9 protein-coding genes and 1 pseudogene are annotated in these 17,422 nt (G+C 70.6%); 4 read left to right on the top strand and 6 right to left on the bottom strand.

Annotated elements, in window-relative coordinates; translation table 11 throughout:
- The first annotated feature begins 30 nt into the window (after nt 1–30).
- The gene (hypE, locus tag ACFY8W_RS01455) at nt 31–1,071 is read left to right on the top strand and encodes a hydrogenase expression/formation protein HypE (protein WP_391101653.1); all 1,041 of its coding nucleotides are present in this window, start codon (nt 31–33) and stop codon (nt 1,069–1,071) included.
- A gap of 2 nt (nt 1,072–1,073) precedes the next feature.
- Here hypE and ACFY8W_RS01450 read toward each other — a convergent pair whose 3' ends face one another.
- The 6 genes and pseudogenes from ACFY8W_RS01450 to ACFY8W_RS01425 all read right to left on the bottom strand — a co-directional run.
- Nucleotides 1,074–1,304, bottom strand: coding sequence for a hypothetical protein (locus tag ACFY8W_RS01450; RefSeq protein WP_391098740.1), 231 nt, complete (start codon nt 1,302–1,304; stop codon nt 1,074–1,076).
- Complete coding sequence (locus ACFY8W_RS01445) at nt 1,288–1,545, bottom strand: DUF6400 family protein (RefSeq protein WP_391098737.1); 258 nt, start codon at nt 1,543–1,545, stop codon at nt 1,288–1,290. The genes ACFY8W_RS01450 and ACFY8W_RS01445 overlap by 17 nt, the downstream gene beginning before the upstream one ends.
- Nucleotides 1,546–2,224: 679 nt before the next feature.
- Nucleotides 2,225–2,590 (bottom strand): hypothetical protein, encoded by a 366-nt coding sequence (locus ACFY8W_RS01440; protein ID WP_391098735.1) that lies wholly within the window; start codon nt 2,588–2,590, stop codon nt 2,225–2,227.
- A 551-nt stretch (nt 2,591–3,141) separates the two neighbouring features.
- Nucleotides 3,142–9,300 carry an RHS repeat-associated core domain-containing protein gene (locus ACFY8W_RS01435; protein ID WP_391098732.1) on the bottom strand — a complete coding sequence of 2,053 codons (6,159 nt, stop codon included), beginning with the start codon at nt 9,298–9,300 and terminating at the stop codon, nt 3,142–3,144.
- A 125-nt stretch (nt 9,301–9,425) separates the two neighbouring features.
- A complete protein-coding gene (locus ACFY8W_RS01430; protein ID WP_391098729.1) occupies nt 9,426–13,544 on the bottom strand; it encodes a LamG-like jellyroll fold domain-containing protein in 4,119 nt (1,372 codons plus the stop codon).
- 244 nt (nt 13,545–13,788) lie between these two features.
- Nucleotides 13,789–13,920 (bottom strand): annotated as a pseudogene (locus ACFY8W_RS01425) (aldehyde dehydrogenase family protein); the annotation flags it as partial.
- A 62-nt stretch (nt 13,921–13,982) separates the two neighbouring features.
- On the opposite strand from ACFY8W_RS01425, the gene ACFY8W_RS01420 reads away from it, so the two are divergent.
- From ACFY8W_RS01420 to ACFY8W_RS01410, 3 genes are all read left to right on the top strand, one after another.
- A complete protein-coding gene (locus tag ACFY8W_RS01420) occupies nt 13,983–15,239 on the top strand; it encodes a hypothetical protein (protein WP_391098727.1) in 1,257 nt (418 codons plus the stop codon).
- 465 nt (nt 15,240–15,704) lie between these two features.
- Nucleotides 15,705–16,292: a TetR family transcriptional regulator gene (locus tag ACFY8W_RS01415; protein WP_391098724.1), complete on the top strand. Its 588-nt coding sequence runs from the start codon at nt 15,705–15,707 to the stop codon at nt 16,290–16,292.
- Between the two features lie 354 nt (nt 16,293–16,646).
- A complete protein-coding gene (locus tag ACFY8W_RS01410) occupies nt 16,647–17,273 on the top strand; it encodes a TetR/AcrR family transcriptional regulator C-terminal domain-containing protein (RefSeq protein ID WP_391098721.1) in 627 nt (208 codons plus the stop codon).
- Nucleotides 17,274–17,422 lie beyond the last annotated feature (149 nt).

Below are 17,422 nucleotides of genomic sequence, written 5' to 3'. Positions count from 1 at the left end.
GCGGTCGACGCCGCGCAGCCGGCACCCGACATGCTCGCCTGGACCTGTCCGACGCCACTGCGCGACCGACCGCGCATCGTCATGGGCCACGGCGGCGGAGGAGCACTGTCCGCCGAACTGATCGAGGGTGTCTTCGCCCCCGCCTACGGCGGACCGGCCCTCGCCCACACCGCGGACGCGGCCGAGATCCGGATCGGCGGCGCCCGCCTGGCGTTCTCCACGGACTCCTTCGTGGTGCGCCCCCTGTTCTTCCCCGGCGGCAGCATCGGCGACCTCGCCGTCAACGGCACCGTGAACGACCTCGCCATGAGCGGTGCCCGGGCGAGCCACCTCTCCTGCGGGTTCATCCTGGAGGAAGGCGTCGAGACCGACGTGGTCGCCCGCGTCGCGCAAGCCCTCGGTGAGGCGGCGCGCGTGGCCGGCGTTCAGGTCGTCACGGGTGACACCAAGGTCGTGGAGGCCGGTCACGGCGACGGCGTCTACATCAACACCTCGGGGATCGGGCTGATCCCCGACGGAGTCGACCTGCGCCCGCAGCGAGTGGTGCCCGGAGACGTGGTGATCGTGAGCGGCTCGATCGGCATGCACGGCGTGGCGATCATGAGTGTGCGGGAGGGCCTCGAATTCGGTGTCGAGATCAACAGCGACTGCGCACCGCTCGGCGGCCTTGTCGAGGCGATGCTCGCCGTCACGCGGGACCTGCACGTGCTGCGCGACCCCACGCGCGGGGGCCTGGCCGCCTCGCTGAACGAGATCGCGGCGGCGTCGGGCACGGGCGTCGTCATCCAGGAGCGCGCTGTCCCGGTCCCCGAAGCGGTCGGCAACGCCTGCGCGGTGCTCGGCCTCGACCCCATGTACGTGGCGAACGAGGGCAAGCTCGTCGCCTTCGTCCCGCGTGAGCACGCCGACGCCGTACTGGCCGCGATGCGCGCCCACCCCCTGGGCACCGGAGCGGCGGTGATCGGCGAGGCGGTCGAGACCCACCCGGGCATGGTGGTGGCTCGTACCGGACTCGGCGGCACCCGCGTCGTCGACATGCCGCTCGGAGAGCAGTTGCCGCGGATCTGCTGAGCTCAGGCCAGGCGGCCGCGTCGCCCACGGGAGGTGTCGAGGGTCCACGTGTGGGTGCAGTTCGGACACTGCAGGTGGACCCGGAGGCCGTTGTTCCCGATCAGATAGCGCCAGTGGCTCCGGCAGTTCCGCCGGTCCAGGCAGGTCGCGCAGTCACGGGCGTCGTCGCAGCCGGGACAGGCGACCCAGGCCCGCCGAGCCGGGTCCGCGTGGGGGTCAAGCGGAAGACGCACGGCCCGGCACCTCCCCGGGCAGCACACCGGCCGCGACCAGCGTCGCGTGAAGCCTCTGCTGCTCCTCGTCCAATCCCGAGTACAGCAGGGCGTGCGCCGCCTCCTCCTCACGCAGCACGGCCACGGGGTCCCAGTCGGGCCCCAGGGCTGCCACGACCTCGGCACGCCGGCGTGCCTCCTCGACGGTGAGGTCGATACTGAAGCCGACGAGGTCGGAACGAGGACCGTGGTCGTGGTTCATGGGTGTGCTTTCAGGGCGAATCGAACAAGTACGCCACCACGTCTACCAGAGCGCACGGCACGCACGGAAGTGCCCGACCTGCCTTCGAAGGTCCCTGTGGTGCACCTCATGCCGACCAGGCAGTGGCGTCGGTCGGCGGTTCCGCGGGCGCACGGCGAGCGGCACCGAGGTGCTGGTGTGGGGCGGTCGGCGAGTAGCTGACCAGCAGGCTCATCGTCCGCTGGTGGTACAGCGTAAGCATCCCCCTGACCAGCGCGAATGATGGTCAATCGCGTCATTGTCGGGGCACTGGACCGCGTACGGCCCGGATCTTCGTGAGGGACAGCGAAGGTGCAGGCGGCGCCGGCAGAGGTGGCGTATGGGGTGCGGAGAAGCCGGCGTGGGATGGGAAGTTCTGGGAGTCATCCATGTCCCGCATGTCCCGTGCGCTCGGCGGCCGGACCCGAGGCTGTGGTCGTCCTACCGCCAAGGAGCCGGGACCGCGCTCTGCCTGTTGTCGTGCGGAGGCGACGTCTGCGCGTGCCATGTCACGCCATTCGGTGTCGTCGATCACTCGCCAGGAGCGGCGCGAGAGATCGTCGAGGAGGGTGAAGAGCCGGGCGCCCCCTCAGGCGGCATCGACATGTGCGCCCGCCTCGCTCGATCCGCTCGCGAGGCGGGCCGCTCTCGGAAGGTGCGATCAGGAGACGCGCTTGAGGGTCCAGGCGTTGTTGTTGAAACCGGAGTTGGGCCACGCGACGCAGGAACTCGAGTAGTAGGAGCTGGTCTGGACCCAGCCGGCCGGGTAGTAGGTGGACCCACAGGCCTCGACGACGGTGCCTATGGGCAGGCCGGTGAGCTGCTTTATCTGCTTGATGTTCGGGTTGAAGTTCTGGGTGCCGCAGCTGGCGCTGTACCCCCAGCTGACGTCGACGTAGCCGTACGGCGTAGCGGTGCTCGCGCAGGTGGTCGTCACGTCACCGGGGGCCGCCTGGGCGGGTGCGGCGGCAAGGGTGACCATCGCGGCGGCGGCGAGAACCATCGTGGTGGTGCGGAAACGGGTCATGCTGGGCTCCTTGGATCGAAAGACGATCAGTGGAAGACGACAGCCCGTTTCTACGGTGTGTCCGCGGGTCGTAACAGTGTGTTTCCGGTCTCGGGGATCAGGCCACGCCGACGGCGGCCCCGTCGAGAGCGCTGGCAGCTCTCACACCAGCCCTGCGAGGACTTCCGGCACTCGGGCCTCCAACCACTGTGTGGCCGCCTTTCTGGATCCCGCTCACAGAGGCGCAGATACGCCGCGGCGGCCAGGTGGCGGACCGCCTCGCCGCCGTCACCGCACAGGCCGCGGCGCTCGGCGGCGTCCCCTTCGACCGCTCGGGTCGGAGCAAGCCCTGGGGTGCTCGCGAGTCGGTACGAGACGGAGCGGCGGTGGTTCCGACAGGTCCCGGCTGACCGGAGAGACCGGCGCCTCAATACGGCCCGCTCGTCCCTTCCCCGGCCGAGGTCGGCGGCTGTCCGGGCCGTGGTCGGCCCGGCATCGCTCGCGCGTGAGCCGATCGGCGCAGGCCTCGTGCTCGCGGGCGGGACCGCCGCAGTGTGCGTCGATGGCATCCGTCACCGGAAGCTCCAACCGAACTCGACGCCGGCCGATACCCGTGGGCCTCCGATTCCCCACGACATTCCGGTTCCTCCCGTGAGGGTGCCGTCGCGCGTCGACGTGGTGACGGAGCCGTCGATCCCGATGCCCAGGTGGCCGGTGGTCGCGGAGAGGTCCTTGCTGATGGTCAGGGTCCCGGGTTCGTCGATGCCACCCTCGCTGCCCTTGACCATCTTGGCGACGCTGACGCCGGGTAGTCCCCAACCGCCCGACACCTTGACGGAGAAGCTCCCGCCGGGTCCGGCGGCGTCATGGCCACTGCAGTACTCGAACCCGAACCCGACGATGAAGAGCGAGACGGAGAAGGACGTGCACTCCATCATGCTTCCCTGCATGTTCCGGCGGGCGGCCTCGCGCCGCTCGGCCTCCTCACGGGCGCGCCGCTGCTTCTCGGCCTCCTGCCTCGCCTCTCGGTCGCGGTCGCGCATGGCGGCGCAGCCCACGGAGGAGGCCGACGCCCTCTCCGAGCAGAGATCCATGCGGCCGAAGCCGCCTGGCTTCCTGTCCAGGGGGTTGTCGCAGCGCAGCGGCCCGAGGCACCGGTGACCGTACGTCGACGACGGAGGCACGTTCTCGATCCTCAGCGGCGGACGGGTCAGACCGGTGTTGATGCAGCGGGCACCGCCGGGCGAGTCGACCAGCGCGCAGACCGACAGACCGGTGCTGTCGTTGAAACTGGCCGGGTTGTTGTTCGAATAAGCGAAGCCGTTCAGGGACTGCGGGTCCATCGGATTGACCATCGGATCGACCGACAGGAACTTGCCGGTCCCCGGGTCGTAGTCGCGGGCACCGAGCCGGGTGAGCCCGGTGACGGCGTCCTCGGTACCGCCCACGAAGCCCCGGCGACCCGGCAGGGCCGGCTGTACGGTGTCCGGCGCGGCGGCGACCCGCCGGGGAAGCCCGAACGGGTCGAGCCTCCGGCGGGTCGGCGCCAGCGTCACCGCGTCGACGGCGACGGTCCCCGTCCCGTGCAGGTCGCTGACCTGGTAGCTGACCCGCGTCCCGACCCGGACGGCGATGATCCGGTCCTTGCCGTCCGCGTAGTAACGGGTACCGCGCAGCCGGCCGCCGGTGGTGTCGGCGCGCAGTTCCCCGACGGGCAGGTGAAGGGTGCGCCCGCCGACGTCCCGGGTGATCAGCCGGGTTCCTTCGGTGTCGTAGACGTACGACGTCGTCCGCCCGTCCTCTTCCACGGTGGTCAGCCGGTCCTCCACGTCCCACGTCAGCTTCTGCGCCCTCCCGGAAGGACCGGGGCGCAGTGTGGTCGCTCCGGTGGGGCTGTACGCGTAGACCTGGGCCTCCTCGACGGGGGCTGCCGAGCCCGTGGCCGGGCCGCCCTTCGGTCCGGTCGTGGTCACCGACCGTACGGTGTGCGGCTGGGCCGTGCCCGGCTCGGGGTAGTGGTAGGTCCGGACGGTGTCGGCCGCACCGGCGAGGCCGTGCCGGGTCTCGGTGCGCCGGTTGCCCGCCGGGTCATAGGTGAAGCCGGCCCAGTAGGGCGCGGGCCCGCCGACGGAGCTCCCCGGCGCGCCCTGGCAGTCACCGGCCGGTGTCCACGCCTCCTTCGTGCGCCGCAGATGGTCGTGGACGAAGCACTGGGTGTCCACGCCGTCCGGCGAGTCGCTGCGGATCCGGGTCACGTTGCCGACCGGGTCGTAGCCGTAGGTCGTCTCGTCCACCCTGAGCGATCCGCTCTCCCGCTCCGTCAGCGTGCGCTCGACCCTGCGCGTGCCGGGCTCGTAGTACGTGCTCTGCCACAGCGAACCGCCTTCCGGACCCTGCGACAGACGGGCCGGCTCGCCGAACGCCGTGTAGTGCATGTTCTTGATGTACTGGCCGGCCGAAGAGGTCAGCGTCTTGAGCAGACCGAGGGCGTCGTAGCGGTACACCAGGGTCTCCGCGGGCAGGTCGCCGACCTGTGGCAGGCGCTGACTGGCGAGGCTGCCGTCGGGGTGGTAGGCGGTGACCGTCTCGTAGCTGCGAGGCAGGCCTGCCTCGCCCTCGGGCAGGGTCAGGACCGTGCCGGTGGTCCGGTTCCCCGCGTCGTACCCGGTCACGACGGTGCGGTAGGCACCCTCGTCGGTGTGACGGACGGAGGAGGCGAGCAGGCCCTTGAGGGGGCGCCCGCTGTCGTCGGGGACGGTGTCGTACGTCCACTCCGCGAGGAGCGGGCCGCTCTCCGAGCCTGACCGGACGGCGGTCCGCCGCCCCAGGGCGTCGTAGGAGTGGACGGTCGTCTTCCCGCGCGAGTCGGTACGAGTGCGCAGCTGCCCGGCGTTGTCGTACGTCATCCGGGTGGTGCCCTTGTCGGGGTCGTGCGCCTCGACGCGGAGCCCGGACAGGTCGTGGACGTAGCGCAGCACGTTGCCCGCGGCGTCGGTGACCGTCTCGACCTCGCCGCCCTTGGCGTAGGTGTAGCTCGTGGTGTCGTGGGCGCCGAGCGGCTGCGTGCCGTGGAACTGGCGCAGCTGGGTGGTGCGGCCCCTGGCGTCGACGTACGTGGACGTGGTGGTGCCGCCCGCCGGCGGGACGACGTCCGTGTGGTCCCCGTGGTGCCGGGTGACGGTCCGCCACTCGCGGCCGGGGGTCTTGGTCACCGAGGCGGTCACCCGCTCGGCTCCGTCGTACTCGGTGAGCACCTGTGACGGGACCGCGATGGGATCGGCCTTCACCAGGTCGGGGCCCTGGGCGCCGGTCGTGTTGTACGGATTGTTGGTGTGCACGGCCAGGCCGCGCGAATCGTACAGCGTGTCGGTGACCACCCGGCCGCCGCCCCAGGCCGCCTTCTGTGTCTGGCGCGGCCTCAGCAGGCCGTCGTAGAGGGCGACCTGCGAGGTGTAGTCCCCGGAGCCGACGAGCTTCTCGGTCGTGACCGCGCTCGCCCCGTCCTTGCGCAGGAGGTACTGGAACCGCAGGTGCGGCCCGTCGGAGCCCTTGTCCCGGCCCGGTTTCCACACCGCGGTCAGCCGGCCCAGCGGGTCGTGCGACAGATCGGTGCGGCGGCCGTTGGCATCGGTGACGGACTGCGGCTCGCCCCACTCGACCCGCAGGGCGGTGGTGGTCGTGTGGCCCAGCGGATCGGTGACGGTCGTGCTGTTCGCCGGTCCGGTCGCGGGCTCGTAGACGGTGGTGGTCCGGTGTCCGAGCGCGTCGGTGGTCTCCACCGCCCGGCCGTGGACGTCGTGCCGGGCCTGCTCCTTGACGGCGTACTCGGGGACGCCGTCACGGTAGGAGACGACCCGCTCGGTCCTGGTCGGGTCACCGGAGGTCGGCGGGGCGCCCCACGCCGCTCCGTCGTAGGACGTGCGCTCGTCCGACACGGCGTGCTCGGGGTAGCGGGCGACGGTGCCGCACGAGACGGCCACCGTCTCCTTACGGCTCACCAGGGACAGCAGCCACCTCGACGTGTTACGGACGTACCCGGTGCGCACACAGCGGTCGTCGGCGGCCGTCGCCGTGTCCCCGAGGTCGTCGGTCTCCGAGACCAGACCGTGCTCGTCATAGCGGGTGTGCACTTCGGCACGCCGCCACCGGCCCTCGTCCAGCGCGGTCTTGGTGACCACCCGGCCCGGCCGGACCATCGCCGCGGTCTGCCCGCCACGGGCGGCGGTCTGCTTGCGCCAGGCGTCCGTGATGACGTCGGTGACCACCGGGCCGCCCGGTCCGCGTCGGGTGATCTCGCCGCGGAGGAAACCCTGCAGCCCGTCGGTGTCCTCCACCCGGCGGCCGTCCGTGTCCTCCAGCAGCACGGGCGGCTTGGTGCCTCCGGCCGGGTTGAGCCGGTCTCCGTGCATGCCGCGGAAGTAGCGGTACTCCTTCTCGGTGCGGACCACGCCCGCGTCGGTCGGGTCCCCCTTGCGCTCCAGCACCCGTTCGTAGCCACGCCACTGGGACCACGTCCGGCGTTCCCGCGGGATCAGTTCGTTGTCGTTGTAGTGCCACGCGCCGCCGTCGAGATACTCGTAGGTGGTCACCTGACTCGGCGCGCCCCCCACCCGGTCCGTCTGCACCACCTGCGCGACGACGTACTTGTGGAACCAGTCGTCCCTCGCCTGCCCCTGGTCATGGGCCCAGTTCACCGGGAAGCAGCGCAGGGTGTTCGTCTCGGCGGTGGGCAGGGCCGAGGGACGGCAGTCCGGCGGTGCGTAGCCCAGACTCAACACGCCACCGGCCTCGTTGTGCACCGCGTGGAGGCGGAACTTGTTCAGCGGCGGAAGCCCGTCCGGAGCGGAGTCGACCCGATTGGCCAGCGCCGCTCCGTGGAACTCGACCGGCGGCATGCTCACGCGTCCGCCGGCCAGCCCCGTGTGGGTGACGTCACTCAGCCACAGTGCCGGGCTGGTCCTGTCACCCGGCAGCGGGAAGAGGTGGCGCAGCGACCACGAGTCGACGTCGGCGTAGCCGGTGCCGCTGCGCACCTGGGTGGTCACTTTGGCCAGCCGCTTCGTGGTCCAGAAGGTGGGCGAGTACTTCTCCGGGCAGGACGCGGCCGTCGCGGCGCAGTTCTGGTCCCAGGGCACGTCGGGGTAGCTCTGCGAGGTGTGCTGTCCGCAGTCCGCGTCCGGTGCGCACCGGTCGGCCACCTCGAACAGGACACGGGCGGGGGCAGGCCCCTCCACACCCTCCCCGGTGCCGTACTCGACGCGCTCCAACTGGCCACCTCTGGTGTACTCCGCCTTCCCCTTGGCCATGTTCAGGCCGTAGGAGTTGGTCTCCTTGCGGTAGTGGTACGAGATCGTGCCGCCATGCCGGTCCACGACGTGGTCGAGGTTCCAGCGCCACGCCCGCTGGCACCACGAGGACGCGAACGTATCGGTGTGGCACGGCTCGCCCGCGTCGTTGCCGAACACCGGGACCGTCCACGTGGACTGGCGCTCCGGCCGGGACCCGAAGAAGTACTGGGTGCCGTCCGGGCTGGTCACCTTCCAGTGCTCGCCGAACCGGTCGTCGTTGGAGGCCCCGGTGAGCAGCTCGATCCGCGAACCGTCGTCGTCCTTCGGCCGCCAGGCGCCCGACGCGTCATGGACGAACTCCGTTGCCCGGCCTCCGTTCACCATCGACACGTGGTGGTCACCGGCCCAGCACTGGTCGCCGGTCTTCTTCCGCTCGTCGGTCGTGTCGTTGGCACAGGAGGCGAACGAGCGCGTGATGTAGCCGGGCCAGAGGTCCCAGCCCTCGCCTACCCAGGAGGGCTGGTTGTTGGCCGCGGCGACCCGGCCGTCGACCGTGCCGGTCGAGTAGCTCAGCGATACCGAGGGCTGCAAGCCGCCGGGAACCGGGGGAACGCGCATCGGGTAGTTCCAGGTGAAGGTCCCGCTGTTCGCCGACACCTGCCAGTCGGCCGACGGCGCCAGGGGAGTGGCCTTGTAGTCGCCGGTCGCCCCCTCGGGGGCAGCCGTCAGGGCGACCCGGGTCGAAGGGCCGTGGAGGTCCAGCTCCGCTGCCACCCGGCCCGCCTTGAGATCGTTGCGCGTGGGTACAGGTGTCAGGGTGCGGCACTCCGCGCGTCCGGGCGTGCGGCTCGCACAGGGCGGGAGGGCGGCCAGCCGGAGCCGGGAGGCCCAGTCGCCGCCGAAGGCATGACGGAACGAGGAGTAGTCCACCTCCACGGCCACCCGAGCGGCGTTCCCCCCGCCACCCGTTGCGCGGAGGTCGAACAGCAGGGCGGCGGGCAGGCCGGCGGCGGCCGCCGTCTCCCGGGAGAGGACCGTGACGCCGACCCGGGCGGGCGAGGCCGCATCGCGCGCGGGGTCGACGCCGCCGATCCACACCGGCGTCCGGCCCGCCTGCACGGCACCGGACGGACGGCCCGGAAGCCAGGCCGTCAGGTCCACGTCGGCTGTTTCGGCGGCCGGCCAGCTCACGGACGGGGTCCCCGTCCACTGCGCCGCGGCGGCCGGATCCGCGGCGATCGGCCGCACCTCCACCGGGGTGACCTCGACCGGGGCGTCGTGCTGCACGGGGCTGGGAGTCCCGCGTCCGGCCCTGTCCGCGCGCGGCGGCGCGGCTTCCGCGGGCAGGGCGGCGAGCAGGGAGCTCAGCACCATGGCTGCCAGGACGGTCGCGCGGGCGCGGCGCCACGTCCACGGTCTGCGCTGAGAGACGAGCCCGTCCATCGTGATACTCCGATCCAGCGTTCGGTCCGCAGTCAGTGGTCAGCAGTCGGGGGAGGGGGAGAGTCGGCGGTCGGGTGGCCGCGACGCCGGCTCGCCACCCGACATCGGTGGGAAGAGGCGGGTGTTCAGAGCCGACGCAACAGGTGCCCCAGCGGCATGTCGACGGTCTGGCCTTCGCACGACGCGTCGGTCGAGTCGAAGCGCTCACCCGTGGCGGTCACCCGGCAGCGTCTGAGCTCGTAACCCGTCTCGTCGGGGAGCGCCCGGGTCCGGATCCATCCGAGCAGCCGGACCTGCCGCGCCCCCTCGCAGTCCGCGGAGAGCGAACTGAACGCGTCGGAGCCGTCCAGACACGCGTACAGCGGCCTCGTGTCGGGCCGTTCGACCAGGGAGAGCACACCGATGCGTCCCTCCGCCCGGTAGCCGGCCGGGACACCGCCCACGCTGCTCCAGTGGTCGCCAGGACGGTCCGGCTGCACATGGCGCACCAGCGGTGCGTACGCCCGCACATGCCCGAGACGGAACTCGGTCTCCTGGCCCTCGCAACCGGGGTGCCAGGAGTCGAAGTGCTCGCCGGCCGGGGTGCGGCACCGGTACAGCGCCACGGTCGCCTCGTCGGCCGGCGCGTTGCGATACACCGGACCGAGGACAGCCAGACGGCGGTGTCCCTCGCACTGGGGGTCCACGGAGGTGAACTGGTCCTCACCCGTCAGACACGAGTAGAGCAGCGCGGTGTCCGGTGCGCCTGCCGGTGCGAACCAGCCCAGTTCGTGCTCCATGTGATAGCCGGGCGGGGCGAGGCCGCCGCTGGCCGGACCACCGGTGGTGACGTGCTCGCCGTTATGGCCGAGATAGCGGTTCAGCCCGTCCCGGGCGAAGGGACGCCCCTCCCGCGGGTCTCCGGCCTCCTCCTCGATCTGTCCTGCCGTCCGCACGCCGGAGTGCACCCGGACGTCGTCGATCGATCCAGCCCAGTGCTCCGCCGCGGTTCCCCGCTCCTTGGCCCGGCCGATCCGCAACGCGCCCGAGGCGTGCCAGTGCTCCCCGGCCCGCCCCACCGCCTGAAGCGTGCCGTTCACGTACAGCCGCAGTTCACCGGCAGAGGCGTCGTACACCCCGGCGAGATGGGTCCACCCGCCGGACACCGCCCCGGCCGGGGCGGAGGCCTCGTAGCGGAGGGGGTCGTCGGCATCGGAACCGGTGGTAGTGAACGCCCACCGCCGGCGCGGACCGTCGTAGCGGAGCCGGAACCCGCTGACACGGTCTCCGTCCTGGCTGACCGCCGTCATCGTGGGCATGCCCTGCCCGCTCGGCCGGACCCGGGCGCTGACGGTGAGACTGCCGTCCGTGCGCACCGCCGGCCCGCTGGTGCCGACGTGGTCGTCGACTCCGTCGAGGGCCACCGCGCTGCCGTCTCCGTGCCCGGGCCCCCAGACGGCGCCGCCTTGGGGCTCGCCGTGCCGGCGCATGCCGGAGGAGTCGGCGGTGCTCTCGGCGGTGTTCTCCTCGAAGGTCCAGCGTCCCTCCTCCACCGACGGTCTGGTGGCGAGCGCGTGGATGTCGCTGTCGACCGCGACCCGGTCCCCCACGGAGACCCGGCCATCGCTCAGTACCCGGTCGTAGAGCCGGACCTCGTCGAGCGCACCGGGCCAGGGGTCGACCGGTGCACCGTTGAACCGGCCGCGGCCGATCTGCACCTGGCCGCTCGCGTGCCACTTGGTACGGTGCTCGGCCTGCCCGGCGAACCTGCCGTCGACGTAGAGCTTGATCAGCTGTTCGCCCGCGTCGTACACCCCGGCGAGGTGGGTCCACACACCCGCGCGGACGGGAATGTCCGACGACACCCGGTCGCCGCCGAAGTGGTCGATGTCCGACACCGGGACCGTGAAGGCCCACTGCCGGGTGTCACTGCGGTACTGCAGGTAGAACCCGCTGGCGCGGTCGCCGTCCTGGCTGACCGCCGTCCGCCACGGCCCGTCGAGCCGGTCCAGCCTCACCCAGGCGGCGACCGAGAAGCTGCCTCCGGTGTGCACGGTGGACCGCTCGCCCATGGCGAGGTGACCGGTGAGGCCGTCGAAGTGCACGGCGTCCCCCTCCCGCCCGGTGGTCCAGGCCGTCGGGCCGGGCGTGAGGGTCCCGTCCGCCCCGGATCCGACGGCGTCCGGGACCCTGGTGGCGGGCAGACGGCCGTCCATCCGCCAGTGATGAACCGGTGGGAAGCGTGTGGTGCGGACGAGGAAGTGGTACGTCGTCGGGCGGCTTTCGTTGCCCGCCCGGTCGACGCCGACGACGTACAGGTCGTGCGGTTCTCCCCGGCCGGGCGTCACTTCCACCTGAGCCTTTCCGTCCACCACCGCCGCCTCCTTGGTCGGGGGAGTGACCAGGCCGTACCGGAACCGCACGATGTCCGGGTCGCCGTCGGTCGACAGCGTGAAGCCGCCCGTCTGGCCCACACCGCCGCCCAGCGTGTCCGGTGGGTAGACGGTGGACGTGACCACCGGCTGCTTGCCCGGTGGCGTCTGATCGACCGTCAGGTCGCACCACTGCGACCAGGGACCGTGCGCCCGGCCGTCCCAGCCCCGTACCCGCCAGCCGATCCTGCTCCCGTCCGCGAACGTCCCGGGCGGGATGGACACCGAGAACGGCGTGCCGGACTCCTGCATCACCGTCGTCCGGGAGTCCACCCGGTGGTCACCGCGCACCCACCACTCGAACTCCGCCGCCAGCGGCCCACGGTCGGGATCCGCGAGGGTGGCCCGCAGGGTGGGGGTGGCGCTTCTCGTGTACGGCTCGTTGGGCTGCAGCCCGCAGCCGAGATCTCCGGCGGACAGGTGCTCCGGCCGGTCGGGGAGGGAGTTGTAGGTGACGATCAGTGTCGGGTCGGGGCTGAACTTCTTCCAGGCGTACCGGTCGCCCTCGTCCTCGGCCCGCAGCATCAGCGTCACGAACGACCCGCCGCCCACGGCGTCGACCGCGGCGGGCGTGACGTCGAAGCCGATCCAGTTGGCCGGGCAGGACGCCGAGTAGCCGTGGGCCACATGGTGGGTGCCCAGGTGGCGGATGCCGGGCGGCTGGTTCTCCCATGTCGTCCACGGCTCGACCACACCGGTCTGCCACAACTGGACGCCTCGAGGCGAGCACGAGGGAGCATGGGATTCGAAGGCGTTGAACTCCGCCCGCACGACCTGTTTGCCGGCCAGAGCCCGCAGATCGTACTGGAAGAACGACCGGGCGAGCACCGTCGGTCGTTCCCATGTGCTGTATCCGACCTTGGCGACGCCGTCTCCGTCCCCCAGCCAGTACGACTGGTTCCGGTATCCGTCCGGAACGCCGTAGACCAGCGCCCATCCGCCCGGGCCCGACGACCATTCAGGGTCGATGGTGACCGGGAACCGGGTCTGCGGGTCGGCCAGCAGCTTCGTGTCGGGGAAGAGGGTGAGTGTCGTCCCGGCCACCTTCACCGGCATGGTCACCCGGCGGCCGGTGGCGGAGGTCTTGCCCTCGACGTGCGGACCTGCGGGATCCTTTCCCGGTGCGTCCCACATCTGCGGTGCGGGCGCGCGGAGGACCGGCCGGCCGTTCTCCTCGGCGGCGGTGAGGTTGCCGGCGGCGTCGACGGTGACGGCGAGCCCCTCGGTCCGCAGCCCGAACCGGAGCTCCGCCAGCGCCGGATTGAGTGCCGCCGAGCGGTCACGCACGACGAGTGCGTGCGAGAACCCGTCTGCGGTCGCCCGTAGGCTCAGGTCCACACCGGGCAGCACGGCGCGGTAGGTGGCGGTGTCCCCGGCCAGTTCGGGTCGGGGCAGGGGTGTCGGCCAGCCCAGCTCCAATCGCCTGCCGGCGGTCGAGTAGCGGACGAGTGGGGCGGTGCCACCGCCCGAGAACTCGAGGGCGGCGGCCGCCGCCACCGGGGTGACCGACCCGTCGGACCGGGCACGCAAGGTGGTGTCCAGGTTCCGCCAGCCGGACGCGTCACGAGCCCGGACCGGGCGTAGGTGCTGCTCGAGGGTGAAGGTCCCGTCCGGATTGGCGAAGACCTGGGCGGTCGGCGTTCGTTCGCCGAGCACCTCCGTCTGCCGACCGGTCGACCGGGCCCGCGCCGAGGCGGCCGCCGGCCCGGAACCGGCCGGTACCGCCGCGGCGGGACGCCCACCATCTGCCGCGGTGGCGGACGACGGATCCTGTCCGACGACGACGAGCAGCGTCAGCAGGACATGAACGAAGCCGAGCCGAACCGTGTGCACACCCAAACTCTCCCGCCACCCAGACTGCGCCGACACCGACATGACCATGCGTCACTCAACGTAACCGGGAGGGAGGCGTCGGTGACCGGATCGGGCACTAAACCACCCGTATCGACGATCTTCATCATCTGGGGCGACTTCGACGGGGCCACGGACGGTGAGCCCCCTGGTGACCCGAGCAGTCGACAGCGTCGCGCCAGGCGCCTGGAGGGGCCGCCACCTCCAGACACCCGATTTCGCTTGCCTAGAAGAACCCGAGCTTCTTGGGGCTGTAACTCTGGAGGATGTTCTTCGTCTGCTGGTAGTGGTCCAGCATCATCTTGTGCGTCTCCCGGCCCACCCCCGACTGCTTGTAGCCCCCGAACGCCGCATGGGCAGAGTTTGATGCAATTCCGTATATGCGGAAGGGGGCTGACCAGGCATGATGACGGAGGCAGAGTGGCTCGATCGCTGGCTGGCGCGAAGATCTTGAATCGGGAGCAGGACATCCTGGCGGGCGGCACGGCCGACTTGAGTACCCGAGTGCAGGCTCTGGGGCGCGTGGTCGATGACCTCGATCCGGACTGGACGGTGGACTTCGCCCGCGAAGGCGACAGGGTCATCCACACTCTGCGGGCGAAGCATCCCAGGGCCCATGAGGTAAGTCCCATCACCTTGACCATCGCCGGAACGGCTATGAACGCCGATCTGTCAGCCGCCGTTACACGCTCTTTGGGGTTCGGAGTCGCCGAGGCGGTCGAGCTCCCGCCTGACGCGGTGGAGAGCCTGACGGTCAGCGGACCGGACTGGATCGCGCAGACATTCACCAACACCGCGGTGTTGTGGAGGCCGATCTCACCGGCGTCAGGGGCCGATGCTGCAGTCTCCGTGGTCTTCCTCGGCGAGGACGGTAGCGTGCATGCGTCGTACGCGGGTCGACTGAAGGCGCGAGGTGCCGGCTCCTTGGGGAGCTCGATCGAGGTGGCTCTACCTGGTGCGGTGCTTCGGGTGCTGCGTCCGTTCGATGACTCGGCTCCCGCGAAGCTCGCCTATCAGTTCGATCTTGCCGGACTCGCTCCGGCAGAGGCGCTAAAGGTGCTGAGGCTACGCCGGCGCCTTGCGCTCGGCGGCGACTTCCGAGTGATGATTGACGGCCAACTCGCGGGTGCGGGGCGCCTGCCGAAGAGCGGCACTGCGGATGATCTCCGCCGCTGGGCACAGCTGCAGCTGTTCCTGGAGGACCTCGAAGTGGTCCAGCGATACTGCGAACAGGACCTCCCCATCCCCGCCGACATGTCGATGACCGACCGGATTGCTCTGCGGATGGCTCGTCTCCTGGTGGAGGGCCGCTGTGTAGCATCACCATTCACTCGCGAACTGACGATCACGCTCACCTGGATCGACGACGCGAACACAAGGGAGCTGCTCAGCGGCCGGCCACAGTCTCTACGAATCACCAGCTCCGAATACGGGATCACCATCGCAGGGCATCTTTTCAACCTCGGCTCCGTCTGCATCTTCCATACGGAAGTCACAGCCGACGACGGGCCCATCGTCCTCGAGTCGCTCCGCAGCGGTCGCCTGCAGGAGGCGACCCTCGTGATGCGTCCCGCCCGGGGCGAGCACTACCGGATGTTCCTGACCGAATCGCCCGACGACGGTATGCCACTCAGCCCCTACTCTTTGGGCCTCGACGGCTTTCCCGACCCTCGATAGTGCGTATCAGGCGGCATTGCCGCGGCTGCCATGCTGCTCTGGTTGCCGAGGGGAGAGATCGTCGAGCTCCGCGGTGGGACTGCAACGCGGACAGGGCGGTGGCGGCAGGCGTGCCGACCGAGAACGGCCCCGAAAACGCTCCTGTCGAGGCTGCTGGTGCGCAGACCCTCGGGTTGCCCGACGCAATCTGCCTGAATCCCCTGGGCGTACCACGGACGTCGGAGTTCCTGCGCGGCTCCCACCAAACGTGCCCGTGCCGTGCGAAGGAGTGCAGCCGGGGTCGGACCTGGCCGCCGTGCGATCGCTGTGGTGGGTGAGATGGGGCAAGATTTTGTTCGGTTGCCGTGTCCGCGTTGATGCCTACGGCTGCCGCGGCTCCTCCAGGGGTGCGCTCGCCCGCGCAGGTGGATGAAGGGCGGTGTTACCGTTTCGGTCACTTGCCGACCGAAACGGTAACCTTTGGTTATGAAGTCAACCGTGAGGCCCACCAGCGAGGAGATCGATCGTGCCCTGATCGACGTGGCGGCCTTCGTCTTTGCGCGGCACGGGTTCGCTCAGGGCCCTGTGCAGGCGATCGCTGACGGCGCCGGCTACTCCAAGGCGGCTGTGCTGAAGCGCTTTGGTTCGAAGGAGCGGATCCAGGACGCCGTGGTGGCTCGCGCGGAGGAACATGCCGCACGAGTGGCGGCTGCGGGTGAGGGCCTCCCGGTCGGGCTCGAGCGGGACGCCGCCCTGCTCGGTGCACTGGTCAAGCTGATCGAGGAGTGGCCGGGAACTGGTGCGCTCATCGTCGGCGCCTTCTGGCTGACGCGAGAGCCCGAGATCATGCAGCGCCTCTCCGGGGCGCAGCGCATGTTGATGGAAGCCTTCGATCCCGATGTCTGGACTGATGAGGAACGGCATGTGCGGGTGGTGTCCGCGATCGGTGCTGTGACCGTCACGATGATGGCGAACCGTGAGGCCAGATGGACCGAGCGCACCGATGCGGTGATCGCTGCGGGCCTTGGTGCACTGGGCCGCAGGGGCAACGGCAATGCCGGCGTGGGTGATTGAGCACTGCGACGGGGCAGCTGGCGCCGCGGGGCCGCGCGCGTGCCGAGCAGTGCTTCGGCCACCGGCTCGCGGGCGGGCACACGGTGGTGGTCGTGTGGAACGACAGGTCTGTGTGCACGGCCACCCCGAGTCGGAGTTGCTGTGCGCCTGCGCCGCCGCAGCCCGCGAGTTCCCCGTGAGCGGTTGTCGACGGGTTGATCGAGGTGGTGTATCCGCTCCACGCTCAACCGGCGATCTTCATAGTGGATACGGTGTTGCTGTTATGTTGCCGGCCGAGGAGGTAGAGGTTCAGTGGCAGCACCTGGTCCTACGCGGGCGACCACGGCATCGGCTCGGCGCCCGGGGCGTCCGCCCGTGCCGCTGGAGCGCATCGTCTCTACCGCTCTGCAGATCGTGGACGACGAAGGGGCCGACGCTCTCTCGATGCGGACGCTGGCCCAGCGTCTGGGCTCGGGCACCGCGACCCTGTACCGGCATTTCGACAACCGAGCGGCGCTGGTCGCCCATGTCGTGGACCGTATGTTCGGCGCCGTGGAACTGGATGGCGACGAATTCCGCGCGATGGACTGGCAGCAAGCGCTGCGGACGGTCGCACACACCATGTTCGAGGCCCTGGCACAGCACCGGAACGCCGCGCGCCTCATGGTCGAAGAGATTCCCCTGGGGCCGAACGCCATGGTGCTGCGGGAGCACTGCGTCGCGGCACTGCTCGACAGCGGCTTCCCGCCGCGACTGGCCGCGCACGCCTATGCCACCCTCGCTCGCTACGTCCTCGGATTCGCCATACAGGTCAACGGACATGGCAGCGGCGGGCAACTCGACGACGCGCGAGTGCCCGCCGTCTTCGAGGGCGTCGATCCAGCCTTGTTCCCGGCAACGGTCACCGTCGCTGCGTCGATGCCCGTTCCGATCGAGGACGAGTTCTCCTTCGGGCTCGAACTCCTTCTTGGCGGGCTCGCCCACCTGCGCGACGACGTCTGACCGGGCAGGACGGTGTGAACCTGAGGCCGCCCGCCCACGGAGTCATCTCGGTCGGCACACGGGGGGTCGCCACAGCTGCTCGCGCTGAGCGCGTGATCTTGTGCAGTGGCTGGAGAGTCCACTTTCAGATCCGGGCAAATATGACCGTA

It is taken from the genome of Streptomyces sp. NPDC012637 (genome assembly GCF_042954805.1).
Taxonomy (GTDB): Bacteria; Actinomycetota; Actinomycetes; order Streptomycetales; family Streptomycetaceae; genus Streptomyces.
The sequence above is the reverse complement of the archived record's forward strand: the minus strand, read 5'-3'. Positions and strand labels throughout refer to the sequence as shown.